This is a genomic window from Paenibacillus sp. J22P51, assembly GCF_059692215.1.
Map to the genome: position 1 here is coordinate 292,671 of NZ_JCAUAZ010000003.1, position 15,577 is coordinate 308,247.

The following is a 15,577-nucleotide window of genomic DNA, read 5'->3' on the forward strand; positions in this document are numbered from 1 at the left end:
TCATAATGAATTGGACTCTTATTTTCCTTATTTTAGTACTCATCCTGCTTTGTTTAGTTGGACTTTCAACTTACGTTGGTTGGCAGTTAACACATCCAACGCGGAAGCTGGTGGATGATGCTCCCGAAAATTATGGATTGAATCGAATTGATGTCAAATTTCCAAGTCGAACAGGTGATATGTTAGATGGCTGGTACTTGGAGTCTCCCAATGCGCCATCTGCTCCTAATCCCATGACGGTCATCATGTCTCATGGCTATGCAGGAACACGACTAGAGAAGGGGCTACCCGCTTTGTCGTTAGCTCAAGCGCTCGTACGTGCTGGCCATCATGTTCTCATGTTTGATTTTCGAAATTCAGGACTTTCTGAAGGGAATACAACAACGATAGGCTTGCTAGAAAAGGAAGATATCCTCGGAGCCATCGATTGGGTGAAAACGCACGCCAGCCAGCCAACAAAAATCACTTTACTCGGTTTTTCTATGGGAGGTACCTCGTCCATAATGGCTGCAGCGGACGAGAAAGCCGTATCAGGTGTTATCACAGACAGCGCTTTTAGTCAATTGAGTCCTTATCTGAAGGAGAATCTGCCTGTATGGTCGAAGCTGCCGCGTTATCCATTTACACCGCTGATTCTATTTATTCTTCCTAAACTAATCGGAGTAAACCCACATGCGGTTGATGCCTTAGCTGCCGTCGATCGTATTGCACCAAGGCCAATATTGTTCATACATAGCAAGGACGATCCGGCTATTCCTTTTGCGAATAGTGTTGAGATGTACACTCGACATCCTGCTGAGTTTGAGCTCTGGATCACAGAAAAAGCGGGGCACGTAGGCTCCTTTCAACTGGAATCAGAAGCGTATATTGGGCGTGTTTTGAATTTTATTGCAAAATTATAAATTCATCGCAACTCTTCATAACCTTCGGAGTATAAAGATGCAGACAGACAGATGACTAACGAGGTTGGAGGTTAAAATGAGATGAAAGTTCAGCGCATTTTTACGTTGATGGTTGTGTTCTTTGTTTTGAGTACAGCTGCAGTGGTAGCCTCATCGATATGGGGGGAATATAAAGGATACAATATCGCTAGATTAGTCGTAAACAATCAAACGCAGGAATTTGCAGATTCTGAAGTTCCACCTCTTATTGTGGATGGCAAGACGGTGCTGCCATTACGCGCAATGAGCGATGCTTTACAAGCATTGTTAAAGTGGGAGGATTCAAGTAAAACGGCTTACTTGTTCAAACCGAATGTACATATGTTCTTTACAACAGAAGTTCGTAAAGATTCGGCTATTGTCCCTTTCGGCGTTGTTGAACGCGGTAAACAAGCGGACTTTATCGTTTTCGCACAGGTTGATAATTTGAAAACGAGCATTAATTCCGTTCGCGTATCCATTGTTTCTCCTAGTGGCAGGAATGTGATTACTCCTGTTGAGAAATCAATTTCGGACTCCAAAGAGTCGTTTTGGTTGAAGGTTCCGTTATATGGCGTTTCATTTGATGAAGCGGGCACGTATGTTGTTAAATTTGCTATGCAGCAAAGCGGAAGCAGTGATTATTCCGTCGTTTCGGAAAAGCAAATTCAATCCGAGTAAGCGAGGTCACTCATAACTGGTTTGACCTCTTAATATGAAAATGTTAGGATATTTAAGTAACTTATTATTTAATGAAATGAGGTTCTGCCTGTGAGCGATGAGAAGCATGATCATGTGCACGGCCCGGACTGTGACCACGATCACGACGAGCAAGGGGAAGATGTTTTTATCGTAACGGACGAGAACGGTGTAGAACATGAAATGGTCATGGTATATACCTTCCAATCTCAGGAGCAAGCGTATGCTGTTTTACTCGATCGTAATGATCCTGAAGCAGATGGCGTGATTTTCCGTGTTGAAGAAGAGGACGAAGATGCTTTCCTCGTCAACATTGAAGATGAAGAAGAGTGGGAACGTGTAGTAACGATTTACAATGAAATCGTGGCTCAAGAAGGCGAAGAATAAGAGCTATACATAAGAACCCCCTAGCAGAGTGATCTGTTAGGGGGTTTCTGTTTGTAGTTACTCATTTTCTAGGATTGAAATACATGATTCTACCGTTAAAAAGATGAAGTTCAGCTTTCAGAAGTTTACCCAGATATTTGCAGAATTCATTACCCTTGCTCTTATCACCATGTGTGGCATTGTCAGGTAATACGAATTGCACGAACTGGCGCTCTTGCTCCTGGTTTTGTTCAGAACCGACCCCAACCACAATCGTATGATATAAGGGATTGATGCCTTTCAGATAAAACCATTTGCCTTCGCCTTCCGGTTTCGTCTCAATCGTATAAGGGAATCCGGCTTCGTCATACTCCCAACCGAGCTGTTTGGCTGTCTGGCTGAGTTGATCCCGATAATGCAGCAGCTTGTCCTTTATTTCTTCCAAGGTAAGTGCAGCGACAGCGGATCCTGTTACGAATTTAATATAAGCGCTTTGAGCCATTCCTTGATCACCTCATTCGCAAAACATCACCCATATCATAGCATCATGTAAACGGTTTTACAATATATCCCTCGTGATAGAGAGACACAATAAACGGTTGCACCGTCCTGTACAGGACGAGTGCGTTTATCTTGAAATTAAGCCGAAAAATCAAGTGAAACATATAATATCTTACATTTTTAGAAGATGGCTTGCGTTTCCACGATAACTTTCACCTGTTGCACACTGCGATCCTCAGGCCCTTTGACCGGCAAGCCGACTTCCACATGCTCAACAATATAGTCGATCAACTCTTGCGTAATGACTTCTCCAGGCAGCAATATCGGAATACCAGGCGGGTATACATAAATGAACTCAGCGATGATACGATCAGCCGAATCTTTGAATGGCAGAATTTCGGTTTCACCATAGAAAGCATCTCGCGGTGTTAACGTCAATTGAGGGATCGCTGGCACCTTGATCACAACTTCTTTGACCTCAACTACATCATCATTGATGTGGGATAGCTCACGCAAAGCCGTTAAGAGAATGTCGACATTCTCTTGTGTATCCCCTGGTGTGAAGAGACAGAGGATGTTGTACATGTCACTCATCTCAACCTCGATATTGTAGTGCTCGCGCAGCCAGTTCTCTACTTCAAAGCCCGTGACACCAAGCTTTCGAACGTGGACACAGATTTTGGTAGGATCGTAGGCGTACGTGGCTTCCTCACCAAGAATCTCTTCGCCAAAGCAATAGAGGTTAGGAATTTCGTTGATTTGCTTTCTCGCATAGTGAGCAAGCTCAATGGTGCGCTCTGCCATTTCGCGCCCATTGAGAGCCAGGTGCCGACGAGACGTGTCTAATGAAGCGAGCAAAATATACGACGTTGACGTCGTCGTTAACATCGAGATAATCGTTTGAATTCGTTTCGGATTCACGCGATTTCCTTTGACATTGAGTACCGAACTTTGTGTCATGGAGCCGCCAAGCTTATGTACACTCGTAGCAGCCATATCAGCTCCAGCTTCCATTGCGGACATCGGCAGCTTGTCGTGGAAATGAATAAGTACACCATGAGCTTCATCAACAAGAACTGGCATGTTATAGCTGTGTACAAGATCAACAATCTCTTTGAGGTTCGTACATACGCCATAATAAGTTGGATTGATGACAAGCACGGCTTTCGCATCCGGATGCTTCTCGAGTGCACGACGTACGGAGCGGGTCGGAATGCCGTGATCAATTCCTAGATTTTTATCGCGAGCAGGTTGAATAAAGACGGGCTTAGCTCCAACGAAAATGATCGCGGCTAGTACGGATTTATGGACATTCCGCGGCACGATAATTTTATCGCCTTCCGAACAAACGGTCATAATCATGGTCATGATCGCGCCACTCGTGCCTTGAACGGAGAAGAACGTGTGATCCGCGCCAAACGCATGCGCAGCCAGCTTCTGAGCTTCTTCAATGACGCCCATCGGTTGGTGGAGATCATCTAGCGGTGCTATATTGATGAGGTCGATGGACAAGGCGTTGTCGCCTATGAAAGCACGAAACTCCGGGTCCATGCCGACTCCTTTTTTATGGCCAGGAATGTGAAACTGAATAGGATTTCTTTCCGCATGCGCAAGCAATGCAGAGAACAGGGGTGTACGGGTATGATCCACCTGATTATCGCTTCCCTTCTATCGTGGATTGCTTGTCCTCAAGAACGCAACAAACAAAATGAGTATATCAAACTAGAGATTTGATGCAAGTTAATTTTTTCAAAATAGTTTGCACAAAAAGGGGTCAAACTAACAGCAAGATGTATAAATAGGCAAATTAAAGGAGAAATCGGATGATTTGGTTGCAAAAATGGCGGAAAAATCGGTTGTTTTCCCCATTTGTGATGGAACTGTTAATTATTATGTTTGTTGTCGAATTTGTAAAGGGCGCATTGCTTTTAACGATATTACCAGTCTATATGAAAACGTCACTCGGTGCTTCTGCTTTTATTATTGGATGGACGCTTGCCGCCCAGTATATTGGTGATAATGTATTACGTACGCCCGTTGGTTGGATCATTGATCGCCTTGGATACCGGTTTACGATGTTAACAGGAGTTTTGTTGACTTTCCTATCGGTTATCCTGATGGCAATCACAACCCAATATATATGGATGATTATCGGCTGTGCGCTGCTTGGGTTCGGGACGGCACCTTTATGGCCCTGTGTGATTACGGGAACAACGGAGGTTGCAGGAGATGAAGGTAAAGCAACGATCATGAGCGTGGTTTATATGGCGTGGCTGTCGGGTGTAGGGTTAGGTCCCGTGGCGATTAATTTTTTCGTCGGAGAAAATAACTATGCCTTTGCATTTAAGCTGCTAATTGGCTGTATGACGCTGGTCGTCCTTGTCGCTCTCATGCTCCCGCAAAAGCAAACAGTAAGCACACTGAATGGTCGAGTTGAGGAGAAGGTCGTTACAAAATCGCTGCAAGAAAAAGGGCATAGCTGGATGCATAACGTGTCTTCCTATTTAAGCGAGGTTCGAAAATCCATGTCAGTTAGCCCGCTGATGTTTCCCGCCATGTTTGCTCAGACGTTCGCTCTAGGGATTCTAACACCAATACTAACGCTGTACGCCAAAGAAGTTCTGCAGCTTTCTTCTTTTCAATACAGTATGTTTTTGATTGCTGGAGGTGCGGTAACCGTCATTTTTCTAATACCAATGGGCAAAATGGTTGATCGATTGGGGATTCGGCCTTTTTTACTAATCGGGTTTACGCTAAGTGCGACGGCACTCCTGCTTTTCACTTACGTGAAATCGATGAGCGTGCTGTACGTCTTGGTTGCTGTACTGGGTGTGGGCTATGCTTTCATCATTCCATCTTGGAATGCACTGATTGCTTCCGCAATTCCACCTGAGAAAAGAGGAGCAGTCTGGGGGTTTTTCCTCACGATCGAAGGGCTCGGGATGATCATAGGCCCTATTGTTTCTGGGAAGCTCTGGGACGTCTATGGGTATCACGCGCCATTCTTGACAAGTGGATTTGTACTTATCGGGCTGCTTGTTCTTCAAATGTTCATTTCCATCCCCAAAAAAGGTATGGTACGATAAGGGAAAAGAATTGGTTTGGAGGCTTAACGCATCATGAATAAACAGATTGGAATCATCATGTTGTTGCTGATGACGATCTTTATCGGATTCGGAATTATCATTCCTGTACTTCCAGAGGTTGTGAATGGCGCAGGAGCGAAGTTTCATAACGCATTACTCTTATCGGTGTATTCGGCAGCATCATTCTTAATGTCTCCTATATGGGGAGGCTTATCGGATCGGATCGGCCGTAGACCTATTATCTTAATCGGATTGCTAGGCTTTAGTTTAAGCTTCTTAATTTTCGGCTTTGCCAATGATCAACTTTGGATCATGTATGTATCTCGTATTCTAGGAGGCTTATTCTCAGGCGCGGCAACGGCTTGTGCTGTAGCCTATGTAGCGGATATAACTACGGTAGAGAATCGAACGAAGGGTATGGGTATGGTGGGGATGTCGATCGGCTTAGGCTTTATCTTCGGACCTGCGGTTGGCGGGATTGTCAGCAAATGGGGAACTTACACACCATTCTTCGTAGCTGCTGTCCTCTCTTTTGCTTCATTCTTATTTGCAGCTGCGATTCTAAAAGAATCCTTGACGGTGGACAAGCGTAGATCGTCGAAGGAAAAAGCGCCTTCGCGCTGGACCGCATTCGATGGTGCTTCCAAGTATCTGTATGTGCTATCGTTTTTCGTTTCGTTCACTCTGGCAGGACTTGAAGCAACGCTTCAGTATTATCAAATGGACAAAATCGGCGCAACGCCGTTTGACATTGGGATGATGTTCCTTGCGAGCGGCATCGTCGGTGCATTGATCCAAGGCGGCGTCGTACGCCGCCTAGTGAAGCAGGGTGCCGAGCAATTCGTCATCGGCATCGGTTTACTGCTCTCTGCAGCAGGGTTCTTCTTGCTGCTGTACTCCAGCAGCGTCGTGACCGCTGCGATTTACTTATCGGTCTTTGGCGCCGGGAACGCGCTGATCAGACCGTGTGTGACGTCGCTGATTACGCAGCGGACGAAGGTTGGACAAGGCGTCGCGACAGGTCTCAGCTCCTCCATGGACAGCCTGGGCCGCATCGCAGGACCACTCCTTGGCGGAGCGGTGTTCGCGATCGCCCATTCGCTGCCGTTCATCATCGGCGGCGTGCTCTGCTTAGCTGCAATCTTGCTGCTGCAGCGCTTCATTTTGGTTGATCGCCAGACTACCGCGCAGCGAGCGGTCTAACATAACGTAGAAAAGCTGCACATCCATTTCTCCAGAAGGAGAGGGATGTGCAGCTTTTTGTTTTCAAGCTCATTTTCTGCGCTGTAAGCGTGAAAAACACCGCTACAGCGTTGAACAGATCTTGCGAACTGACCTTTTCAGCATTTTATCGAGGTGACAATCCGTACATAATGAACTTAATGGTATAGTCGATTTCTTTTTCTTCATCCCAATCCGCATCGGGAACAAGAAGAAAACGGGCAATGAGAAAGCCGACAATGGTGGAAACGATTAGTCGCATCGTCGTTGGCGTGGGAAGTTCTATGATTTGACCCTGCCTCTGGAAATGTCGTATCGCTTTATAGGCCTTCTCCAGAACTAGATCGGCCACCATAACTTTAAATTGTTCACGAAGCTCATTGTGGAAGGGGATTTCATGCATGAAAATTTTGATCACAGGAAAATGCTTGCGAGCAAATTCTAGCCGATTCACGATAATCGCGCGTAAGAAATGCTCAACACTCGGATAGTCAGCCTCGAGTACCTTCGTGAAATCCTTCACCGCAAATGGTGCAATGAGCTTGGTCATCATAGGCGCTACGATCGAGAGAAGCAGCTCTTTTTTCGTTTTGTAGTGACGAAAGATCGTACCTTCCGCTACACCAGCCTTCTGAGCAATCTCGCTCGTCGAGGAGCCTGCAAAACCTTTCTCAGAGAAAATCTCCACGGCCGCTTGAACAATCTTAATCTGTTTCTCGGTCATTTTCTCTTCTTCGTCGTTCAGACGCAGCAGTTCAGTTAACCATGGCTCGATATCGGACATTGCATTCACCTCTTTTCTCAGTTCCTAGACATCCATTCATTATATCTTACGATGCTTCTTCAATGCCACAATGTTCAAGACCATAAATACGAGAGTAAATAATGCTAGCACGAGCACATCAAGCCAGATGCGATCCCAGCCGGCGCCGCGAATCATAATATTCCGCAGGGCGTCAGCTCCGTAGTATAACGGCATCAAATGACCGATCCAGCGAAGGTAAACCGACATCGTATCCAAGCTGAACAAGCCGGAGAAAAATACCTGTGGCACAATGATCAGCGGTATGAACTGAATCATTTGGAATTCATTATTGGCAAATGCAGAAATCAATGTTCCCAGTGAGAGCGCAGCCAGAGCAAGCAGAAGGGTAATGAGCAGGACATACCAGAAGGAGCCTACCAACATTAGGCCGAGTACACTGGTAGCAAACCAAGCAATCAGTGTAGCTTGCAAGGTAGTGAAGATACCGAAGCCGAGGATGTACCCGACGACAATTTCCCATCTGCGCAATGGTGTAGCGAGCAATCGTTCCAAGGTTCCCCCCGTACGTTCTCTCAGGAAGGACACACCGGAAAGCAGGAAAACGAAAAAGAAAACGAAGAACCCAATGAGTACTGGTCCGAAATTATCAAAAGCGGCCATATCGGCTGCGCCATGTAAATACGTTATTGTAGGCGCGAGAGCTGCAGCGGTGCCAGCGGGAGCAGCGCTTTGTAAAGCCTTTTGAAGTAGGAAGAGTACTGCTTTATTCTTGCTTGGATCACTGCCTTCCAGAGTCAGTTGAGGCGTATTGCCATTCATGGCAATTACAGCATCTAATTTAACATGATCCAGTTCCGTTTGGGCTTCCTCAGCGGTGAATACCGTGACCTCCGCATTCAAATCCTGCAGCTTCTGAATGAGTGGAGCGGGGACATTCACGGCTCCGAACTTAGGAACGTATGTGTTGCCATTAAACACTAATGACATCATGAATAAGATCAGCATAGGGGCAACAAGCATCATCATGAGTGTTCGTTTATCATGGAAAAATTGGCGAAGAATGCGAATGACAATGGCTCGAATTCTCATGCGTGAGCACCTCCATATACTAAGAATGCTTCTTCAATCGAGGCGGAGGAGGTAGCTCTTTTTAACTCATCTGGTGTACCTATAGCGGTGAGACTGCCGTCACGAATCATGCCAAGCTGATGACATTTGTCTGCTTCATCCATGACATGTGTGGTCAAAAGAATAGTAGTTCCATTAAGACTTAGATTCGTCAACTCCTGCCAAATCGATTTACGCAAGACAGGATCAATCCCTACAGTTGGCTCGTCGAGAATGAGGATGCTAGGCTCATGAAGTAAGGAAATAGCGAGTGATAATCGTCGCTTCATTCCCCCTGAATAGTTGCTGACTTGCTTCTTCAAATGATCACTTAAATCAACGAGCTCCATAACCGCTTGAATGCGCTGCTTACATTTGGCTCCTTTGAGTCCATACAAGGCTGCAAAAAACGCCAGGTTCTCCTGTGCAGTTAATTCGGTGTATAAGGCATCTGATTGTGCCATATAGCCGATCTGTGAGAGCATTGCAAGCTGTGGCATCTTCTGGCCGAGCACGTGCACCTGACCGGATGTAGGGGCGTCAATGCCTGCGATCATGCGCACGAGTGTTGTTTTACCCGATCCAGAAGGGCCTAGGAGTCCAAAAATCTGCGCACCCGGTACAGCAAGTGTAATGTCCTTCAGTACCAATTTCTCACCAAATTGCTTGCTGACCCCGTGCACTTGGATCGATGTGGCTGCTGTCATGGCCTGCACCTCTTTCGGAATAGTAAAGTGAGTAATCACTCACTTATAAAACTAAACTAATCATACTTCAAATTTATGCAGTTGAGAAGTGAGTAATCACTCATTTTTCTAAAATGAAATGCAAACAAAGAGGCATTCCGTAGAATGCCCCTTATGTCATATGATCAACAGTTACTTTTTCGCCTTTGGTTCCATTTTGTGATCAACCCATTTCTCGATGGAGGGTGTTAATTGATCTTTAATGGATACCACTAGCTTGTCTTTGGAAATACCCTTCGCTTGCGCAATCTCTGTTAAAGACCTGCCCGCATGCAGCTGCGAACGGAGTTCGTCTTTCGTCATGCCAAGCGATTTTGCGAGCTTCTCTGTGTCAGGCTTTAACCCGAACTTGATCTTGCCGTGCCCAGGATGGTGAGCTAATAGGTTCTTCTCGTTGAGAATGAACTTAAGATGCTCGCCTAGCTTTTGCTTCATGTGATCGCCTTGATCGGCTGTTAGCTTGCCATCTTTCACGGCTGCATCAATCTTGGTCGTCCGCATCTGTTGGAGCTTGGCAGTTAAATCAGCTTCTGAAATTCCTTTTTCGGCAGCGACTTCAACAATGCTCTTACCGCTCTTCAGTGATTTGAAGAGGATTTCTTTGTCGACACCGATAACTGTGGCGGATTCTTCAATAATCGGCCATTTCCGCTTATGATGTCCACCTTGTCCTTTCTCGTCAGCTTGTTGCCATTGCACGGTTGGCTGCTCGTCAGAATCAGGGTTTTGTGCGACAGCCGTAAGGCTCCCACCCAAGATACAGGTGAGTGCGATCGAGCTGATAAGCAGCTTTCTTATTTTTATGTTTTCCAATGTATGCGAGGCCTCCTTTCCTGTTTTTTGGGAATTACAGGATATAGTCTGTGCAGGAAAGCCTCGTTTTAGTTGAATGTAACCTTAATATAACATAAATTTTTGATGAATTTAGAGTGATGGCGTATCTACGGCAAGCTTGTACAAAGGAAGAAGATTCACAAAGGTTTGTTCGATCAAGCGCTCTAATTCTGCGGGTTTAGCTAAAACAGGGTCATCGAAACTGATGTTTCTACCGATGAGCAGCTCGGCTTTTTTGACATCGCGGAAACGAGTTAGGGCTTCGTTCCACCCCTTTGTGTCAAGCTTGGACACAGGTGTTGTATCTTTTTTCATATGATCGAAAGATAGAAGGAAATCGGCAGGAATTTCTTTTTGAATCTGTTTAAGATGGTCCATGTACGTCTTCGCGATATTGCCTTTGTTTGGAAGTTCATAAATGAGTGCCAGCCAGATAAAAACGCGATCATCAAATAGACCTACTTGGAAGTGAGGCACCTGCTTGTAGCCACGTTTGTTAGGACATATGGCCATCCAAGTATCGACAGGTGGATTGATTTTACGGCGTAAATGCTTCGCTATATGAAGAAACATTTCTGTGCCAGATTGCACGGATAATTCTGCAGCTAGCACATCGCCAAGCGCTTTAAATTTAGGTTGAATTCGCTCGCGAATGGCAGCCATACGGCCATCTAAGCCTTCAATGGCGAAGGTGTCGAAATCGTGTTGGGTAAATCCAGTAAAACTCATTATGTATGGTCCTCATTTCACAATCATGTTTTTCAAACTATTCTAAAGCAATTTCCTACATCTCGCAATGAATCATAAGCTTCGTCGACACCATCGTATAGGCCGTTAGATCGATATTGTCGAATCAAGCAGGAAAATTCAGGAATTTGTCGAACCTTACTGATAACGAGCGATGGAAAGGTACAGGAGGAATACGAATGAAGAAGATGCCGAAATGGTCAAAAGTTGCAATTATAGGAACCTTAATGGGAACTTGCTTTGGGGCAGGTGTATACGCACAAGATGTGATTCAACGTGTCGATGCTTATCTGAGAAGTGATTATAAGGTTGTTGTGAATGGTCAATCCGTTCAGTTAGCGAACCCGCCATTAATTTATAATAATTCGAGTTATTTGCCAGTTAAAGAGTTAGGCGGTTATTTGGGTGCTATTGTTAATTGGGAGGAAAGCACGAAAACAATCTTTATTAATCCGCGAGTGAATCCAAATCAACCTACGGAGGGAACGGCAACGAATTACTTGGAAATTAAGCTGCAATTCCCGTATGCGCATTATATGGATTACCGTGGGGCTACCTATCCAGTGTTAATGAATAATACGGATCAAGCGTATTACCGTGTAATCGATGTAGAGAGAATGGGTATTCGCATAGATGGCTTGCGTAAGGCGAAAGATAAGTTTACAGGCCAACTGTACGTAAGTGAGACTGAATTGAAAAATGTATGGGGTAACGAGCCCCCACAAATATCGTATACGAATTACGAAACCATCGTCATATCCGAAGAGAAAGATCCGTTAAAGTTAAAAAAATTAAGAGAATATGTAACTGATTTTCAATATTTGCCGATTAATGGCGTTGTCATTGCTTCTAATCCGATCATCATAGATAAATTACCGGAAGAAAATACATACAGCTATTTGACAAATGATAATGGTCATTTTTATCGAACTAAACTTACCTTGACTCAAACAACGGGGTGGAATAATGAAATTAATTATTTAATTGGAAGTTCTTCCAAAGAAGATATCGAGGCTGGGAAGTAACGCTTGAATCAACTAAAAGGGCAGCTCCTGAAACAAGGGGCTGCCCTTTCATATCTGATGAGGATTAAATGACAAAAGCGCTAGTGATAATAACTAACAAGATGAAAAGAACCAAGATTGCTGCAGAAGACCCATAACCGCCGCCACAGCCAACACCGCCAACACCTGCTACACCATAACCCATTTTGATTCACCCTCTCTTTCTTAAGACCTGTTCAATGACTTTCGAAATAGCATATGGATTAATATACGGGATGGAATGGGCTATTCACGACATCATAAGTGATTGTGCTGGTGTCCCTAGTCAGGTGCGGATTTTGCAAGGATATGTGATATAATGCTCGAATGGACAGTGAAGGGAGAATGGTTAAAGCATGACAGCGAACGATGTGGCAGAGTGGATGCTTACTGAATTGAAATCGGCGGGAATTTTGTATCAAAAGGATGCCGTTGACTATATTCTTAAGCATTTTGGGGAATCATTTATTTATGTCAATGACAATGGAAATCAAGCTATTTCCAAAGAAGTTAAGAAAATCTTCAAGAAATTGCATGGCGGTAAAGCCGCATGGGAACGCGATGGATTTTTCTGGGGCTGGCATTAATCATAGTTTTGATTGAACATGGGCTGTAGCTGATGGCAAACAGGCATCGGCTTTTTTGTGCGTTTTCTTTTAAAAAAATATCCATAAACCAAGTTGCTAAAACATAGAATTCATAATAAGATAACTGTAAGAACACAAGTTGTCTGAATATTTAAATAAATGGTTATGCGCCAATTATGGAGGGGATTGCCGTGAGTAAGAGTCATGAAGTGGAGTATTGCAACCTAGAGTTACGATTTGATCGCCGGCTAATCCGGAACTTCATTAAAGCACTCATTCAAGAAGGCTATTCGCTGTACTGGAATGAAAGTGAACTTCAGTTTATCATTTCTATTCGGACTGGACGCAAGCTGATTAAGCTGAAATTCGAACGAATTGGCGAGAAGTATAAGATCGTTGGCAATTATTCATTTAAGGATGAGAAGCTCGCTGAAATGATGGAGAAACTGATCGGGGATACACGCGGTCATGCTGTGGTTAAAAGATTCAAGGATCGGCAAATTCTCATTGAGAATATTATGTTCGGGGAAATCATCCGCATGGTGGAAATTAGCGGAATCGAGCATAAAGTGCTGTATCAGAAGGAGCCTGCTGTGACCGTAGAAGAAGTCATGCAAGCACTAAGATCGAAACGGACGGATGAACGCATCCCTATTTTGCGTATGGAGCTTGATTATGAACTAGCGACGCTGCAAGATGCACTCTCATCCGGGGATACCAAAGCTGTGATGGAAAGTAAAGTTAAATTGATTGAGTTGAGACAAGAAATGCTTCTATTGGAGATGTGAGAATGAATAGTGTGCTGGGATGAAAGAGAGCCTGTATGAACGTATACGGGACTCTCTTTTGTGTGTTTTTAGGGGCGAGGAATCGAGGCTTGTGTATTCATGACGCTTCGTTTATAATTATTTTATAAAAGTTAAAGCGCTTAAACTTTCGAATTTTTACAGGAGCTGAAGCCATGAAAGTCAGTATTTTTGATGTAGCGAAGAAGAGTGGACTTTCTGTGGTCACGGTCTCCCGGGTTATTAATCAAGCTGGTACGGTGCGCGAAGGGAATCGGCAGAAGGTGCTGCAAGCTATGAAGGAGCTTGATTATCAGCCCAATGCAGCGGCACGCAGCTTAGCAAGAGGAAAGACCGGCATTATCGGTGTGGCGATCTCAAATCTTAATGACTCATTCTTTGATGCCGTAGTCAAGGAAATGAACGACCGCTTGGCAGAGCGAGGCTACTTTTTAGCCTTATCGATCTCGGCAGATGTATTCACATCCTTCGAGAATTCATTGTTTCAAGAGGATCGTGTGGATGGACTTATTGTAGTATCTCCAACGAATGAAGAGGCTTATGTTTCTGAGTTGCGTAAAAAGAAAATCCCTTTTGTTCTCCTGGATAATCAACAAACTCATGAATCCGTATCCTCCGTCATTGTAGATAATTTCAAGGGAGGTTACGAGGCGACCAAGCATTTAATTGAACTTGGACATACGGAAATTGCCCATATTCGAGGATCTAAACCGTTTTTAAGTAGTGCTGAACGGGAACGTGGATACATTCACGCGATGCAGGAAGCGGGCTTAAACAAATTGTGGATTCAACAAGGTGAATTTAGCATAGCCTCGGGTTATGAGATTGCAGATAGCTGGATTCGTGAAGAGAAGCTGCCCACTGCTGTGTTCGCGGCAGACGATTTCATTGCACTTGGCTTGATGGATGCTTGTAAAACTGTAGGATACCAAATACCTAAAGATATATCGATCGTGGGATTCGATGATCAAATTTTCGCTTCGGAATTCCGCCCGCATTTAACAACGGTACGTCAACCAGCTACCGAGCTTGGACGTTCCGCCGTTGAAGAATTACTACGTTGGATTGACGGCGAAACAGAAACACATCAAACGATAAAGTTGACGCCAGAGCTAGTCGTTAGACAATCCACAGCAAGGAGACAGCAGAGATGACGTACTATTTAGGCGTAGACGCCGGCGGCAGTAAAACATATACCCTTGTTACCGATGCCACAGGCCGTGTTATTGGCAAGGGACACAGTGGGAATGGCAATCACCAGTTAGGTGTTGATCTTGCACGGAGTAATATTACAAGCTCTGTAGAAATGGCTTTAGAAGCTGCGAACTTAACGCGCGAGGATATTACGTTTGCCTTTTTTGGATTAGCCGGCGCGGATCGACCGATCGATTATGAAATACTTCGTCCGCTTATTAAGGAGCTTGGGTTTAGTAAGTACGAGATTGATTGCGATACGATGATCGCGCTTCGTGCAGGGACCTCACAGCCGTTCGGTGTGGTTCTCATTTGCGGAAGCGGAACGAATAGTGCAGGGAAGAATCGACAAGGAAGCTTTTATCAATGCGGGGGTTTTACTTATCAATTCGGTGATTTTGGCGGTGGTGGAACATTAGCTGTCGAGGCGTTCCGTTCTGTGATTCGAGCATGGGATGGCAGGGAGCGTCACACGTTATTGACAGATTTGGTGCTGAGGGAACTTGGCTATTCAAGCGTAGATGATATGTTTAATGACTTTATGGATCACGAAATGCCCATTCCGCTTCATTTGACGAAGCTACTGTTTGAAGCCGCAAAGCAAGAGGATGAAGTGGCATGCCGTATTCTGCAAGTCCAAGGGGAAGAGCTTGGCAAGTCTGCTGTCGCGGTTATTTGCCGACTTGGCATGCAGGATGAACAATTTGATGTTGTCCTTGCGGGGAGTGTGGTTACTAGAGGTGAAGGCTCCTATGTACACAAATTCATTGAACAAGCTGTCCATCAGATTGCGCCAAAGGCTACTGTTGTCAAATTAGGTGTAGAACCAGTCGTAGGTGCTGTTTGGCTTGCGATGGAAGCGGAGGGACATGCCCTAAGTCAGGAAGCCTACGATAATCTTAAAACAGCTTCGAATTATGAGGACATACCTACAAACTAGAGTTAGGACGTGAG

18 protein-coding genes are annotated in these 15,577 nt (G+C 44.8%); 10 read left to right on the forward strand and 8 right to left on the reverse strand.

What is annotated here, in order from left to right; genetic code table 11:
* Window positions 1-5 precede the first annotated feature (5 nt).
* From AC58QC_RS09510 to AC58QC_RS09520, 3 genes are all read left to right on the forward strand, one after another.
* Window positions 6-902 carry an alpha/beta hydrolase gene (locus AC58QC_RS09510; RefSeq protein ID WP_497414929.1) on the forward strand — a complete coding sequence of 299 codons (897 nt, stop codon included), beginning with the start codon at window positions 6-8 and terminating at the stop codon, window positions 900-902.
* Window positions 903-983: 81 nt separating this feature from the next.
* On the forward strand, window positions 984-1,601 hold the full coding sequence (locus AC58QC_RS09515; protein ID WP_497414930.1) for a stalk domain-containing protein: 618 nt from the start codon (window positions 984-986) through the stop codon (window positions 1,599-1,601).
* 90 nt (window positions 1,602-1,691) lie between these two features.
* Window positions 1,692-2,006 (forward strand): DUF1292 domain-containing protein, encoded by a 315-nt coding sequence (locus AC58QC_RS09520; RefSeq protein ID WP_056612546.1) that lies wholly within the window; start codon window positions 1,692-1,694, stop codon window positions 2,004-2,006.
* A gap of 61 nt (window positions 2,007-2,067) precedes the next feature.
* On the opposite strand, the gene AC58QC_RS09525 is transcribed toward AC58QC_RS09520, so the two are convergent.
* Together AC58QC_RS09525 and AC58QC_RS09530 are read right to left on the reverse strand one after the other, a co-directional pair.
* Window positions 2,068-2,487 (reverse strand): DUF1885 family protein, encoded by a 420-nt coding sequence (locus AC58QC_RS09525; protein ID WP_497414931.1) that lies wholly within the window; start codon window positions 2,485-2,487, stop codon window positions 2,068-2,070.
* A 179-nt stretch (window positions 2,488-2,666) separates the two neighbouring features.
* Complete coding sequence (locus AC58QC_RS09530) at window positions 2,667-4,136, reverse strand: aminotransferase class I/II-fold pyridoxal phosphate-dependent enzyme (protein WP_497414932.1); 1,470 nt, start codon at window positions 4,134-4,136, stop codon at window positions 2,667-2,669.
* 173 nt (window positions 4,137-4,309) lie between these two features.
* Here AC58QC_RS09530 and AC58QC_RS09535 point away from each other — a divergent pair, with 173 nt between their 5' ends.
* Both AC58QC_RS09535 and AC58QC_RS09540 read left to right on the forward strand, forming a co-directional pair.
* Window positions 4,310-5,572, forward strand: a complete 1,263-nt coding sequence (locus AC58QC_RS09535) for an MFS transporter (RefSeq protein ID WP_497414933.1) — start codon at window positions 4,310-4,312, stop codon at window positions 5,570-5,572.
* A 33-nt stretch (window positions 5,573-5,605) separates the two neighbouring features.
* Window positions 5,606-6,775 carry an MFS transporter gene (locus AC58QC_RS09540; protein ID WP_497414934.1) on the forward strand — a complete coding sequence of 390 codons (1,170 nt, stop codon included), beginning with the start codon at window positions 5,606-5,608 and terminating at the stop codon, window positions 6,773-6,775.
* A 145-nt stretch (window positions 6,776-6,920) separates the two neighbouring features.
* Here the strand turns inward: AC58QC_RS09540 and AC58QC_RS09545 are convergent, their stop codons facing one another.
* The 5 genes from AC58QC_RS09545 to AC58QC_RS09565 all read right to left on the reverse strand — a co-directional run bounded on the left by AC58QC_RS09545 (window position 6,921) and on the right by AC58QC_RS09565 (window position 10,975).
* Window positions 6,921-7,577, reverse strand: coding sequence for a TetR/AcrR family transcriptional regulator (locus AC58QC_RS09545; RefSeq protein ID WP_497414935.1), 657 nt, complete (start codon window positions 7,575-7,577; stop codon window positions 6,921-6,923).
* A 39-nt stretch (window positions 7,578-7,616) separates the two neighbouring features.
* Window positions 7,617-8,648 (reverse strand): ABC transporter permease, encoded by a 1,032-nt coding sequence (locus AC58QC_RS09550; RefSeq protein ID WP_497414936.1) that lies wholly within the window; start codon window positions 8,646-8,648, stop codon window positions 7,617-7,619.
* Window positions 8,645-9,373 (reverse strand): ABC transporter ATP-binding protein, encoded by a 729-nt coding sequence (locus AC58QC_RS09555; protein ID WP_497414937.1) that lies wholly within the window; start codon window positions 9,371-9,373, stop codon window positions 8,645-8,647. The genes AC58QC_RS09550 and AC58QC_RS09555 overlap by 4 nt, the downstream gene beginning before the upstream one ends.
* A gap of 171 nt (window positions 9,374-9,544) precedes the next feature.
* Window positions 9,545-10,225, reverse strand: coding sequence for a hypothetical protein (locus AC58QC_RS09560; RefSeq protein WP_497414938.1), 681 nt, complete (start codon window positions 10,223-10,225; stop codon window positions 9,545-9,547).
* Between the two features lie 111 nt (window positions 10,226-10,336).
* The gene (locus tag AC58QC_RS09565) at window positions 10,337-10,975 is read right to left on the reverse strand and encodes a DUF1054 domain-containing protein (protein WP_497414939.1); all 639 of its coding nucleotides are present in this window, start codon (window positions 10,973-10,975) and stop codon (window positions 10,337-10,339) included.
* A gap of 197 nt (window positions 10,976-11,172) precedes the next feature.
* On the opposite strand from AC58QC_RS09565, the gene AC58QC_RS09570 reads away from it, so the two are divergent.
* The gene (locus AC58QC_RS09570; RefSeq protein ID WP_497414940.1) at window positions 11,173-12,018 is read left to right on the forward strand and encodes a stalk domain-containing protein; all 846 of its coding nucleotides are present in this window, start codon (window positions 11,173-11,175) and stop codon (window positions 12,016-12,018) included.
* Window positions 12,019-12,082: 64 nt separating this feature from the next.
* Here the strand turns inward: AC58QC_RS09570 and AC58QC_RS09575 are convergent, their stop codons facing one another.
* Window positions 12,083-12,202 (reverse strand): YjcZ family sporulation protein, encoded by a 120-nt coding sequence (locus AC58QC_RS09575; protein WP_082595333.1) that lies wholly within the window; start codon window positions 12,200-12,202, stop codon window positions 12,083-12,085.
* A gap of 190 nt (window positions 12,203-12,392) precedes the next feature.
* Between AC58QC_RS09575 and AC58QC_RS09580 the strand changes: the two genes are divergently transcribed.
* The 4 genes from AC58QC_RS09580 to AC58QC_RS09595 all read left to right on the forward strand — a co-directional run bounded on the left by AC58QC_RS09580 (window position 12,393) and on the right by AC58QC_RS09595 (window position 15,563).
* Complete coding sequence (locus AC58QC_RS09580; protein ID WP_497414941.1) at window positions 12,393-12,623, forward strand: DUF6953 family protein; 231 nt, start codon at window positions 12,393-12,395, stop codon at window positions 12,621-12,623.
* Between the two features lie 191 nt (window positions 12,624-12,814).
* Complete coding sequence (locus AC58QC_RS09585; RefSeq protein ID WP_497414942.1) at window positions 12,815-13,411, forward strand: YkzI domain-containing protein; 597 nt, start codon at window positions 12,815-12,817, stop codon at window positions 13,409-13,411.
* 173 nt (window positions 13,412-13,584) lie between these two features.
* The gene (locus AC58QC_RS09590) at window positions 13,585-14,583 is read left to right on the forward strand and encodes a LacI family DNA-binding transcriptional regulator (RefSeq protein WP_497414943.1); all 999 of its coding nucleotides are present in this window, start codon (window positions 13,585-13,587) and stop codon (window positions 14,581-14,583) included.
* Entirely contained in the window at window positions 14,580-15,563 is a 984-nt protein-coding gene (locus tag AC58QC_RS09595) for an N-acetylglucosamine kinase (protein ID WP_497414944.1), read from the forward strand. Before AC58QC_RS09590 ends, AC58QC_RS09595 begins: the two co-directional genes overlap by 4 nt.
* Window positions 15,564-15,577: the final 14 nt, after the last annotated feature.

What these genes read in the sequence shown, in the direction of transcription:
- AC58QC_RS09550 (WP_497414936.1), bottom strand. Translation starts at nt 8,648, where the DNA reads ATGAGAATTCGAGCCATTGTCATTCGCATTCTTCGCCAATTTTTCCAT.
- AC58QC_RS09595 (WP_497414944.1), top strand. Translation starts at nt 14,580, where the DNA reads ATGACGTACTATTTAGGCGTAGACGCCGGCGGCAGTAAAACATATACC.
- AC58QC_RS09590 (WP_497414943.1), top strand. Translation starts at nt 13,585, where the DNA reads ATGAAAGTCAGTATTTTTGATGTAGCGAAGAAGAGTGGACTTTCTGTG.
- AC58QC_RS09540 (WP_497414934.1), top strand. Translation starts at nt 5,606, where the DNA reads ATGAATAAACAGATTGGAATCATCATGTTGTTGCTGATGACGATCTTT.
- AC58QC_RS09510 (WP_497414929.1), top strand. Translation starts at nt 6, where the DNA reads ATGAATTGGACTCTTATTTTCCTTATTTTAGTACTCATCCTGCTTTGT.
- AC58QC_RS09555 (WP_497414937.1), bottom strand. Translation starts at nt 9,373, where the DNA reads ATGACAGCAGCCACATCGATCCAAGTGCACGGGGTCAGCAAGCAATTT.
- AC58QC_RS09580 (WP_497414941.1), top strand. Translation starts at nt 12,393, where the DNA reads ATGACAGCGAACGATGTGGCAGAGTGGATGCTTACTGAATTGAAATCG.
- AC58QC_RS09575 (WP_082595333.1), bottom strand. Translation starts at nt 12,202, where the DNA reads ATGGGTTATGGTGTAGCAGGTGTTGGCGGTGTTGGCTGTGGCGGCGGT.
- AC58QC_RS09570 (WP_497414940.1), top strand. Translation starts at nt 11,173, where the DNA reads ATGAAGAAGATGCCGAAATGGTCAAAAGTTGCAATTATAGGAACCTTA.
- AC58QC_RS09545 (WP_497414935.1), bottom strand. Translation starts at nt 7,577, where the DNA reads ATGTCCGATATCGAGCCATGGTTAACTGAACTGCTGCGTCTGAACGAC.
- AC58QC_RS09565 (WP_497414939.1), bottom strand. Translation starts at nt 10,975, where the DNA reads ATGAGTTTTACTGGATTTACCCAACACGATTTCGACACCTTCGCCATT.
- AC58QC_RS09535 (WP_497414933.1), top strand. Translation starts at nt 4,310, where the DNA reads ATGATTTGGTTGCAAAAATGGCGGAAAAATCGGTTGTTTTCCCCATTT.
- AC58QC_RS09515 (WP_497414930.1), top strand. Translation starts at nt 984, where the DNA reads ATGAAAGTTCAGCGCATTTTTACGTTGATGGTTGTGTTCTTTGTTTTG.
- AC58QC_RS09525 (WP_497414931.1), bottom strand. Translation starts at nt 2,487, where the DNA reads ATGGCTCAAAGCGCTTATATTAAATTCGTAACAGGATCCGCTGTCGCT.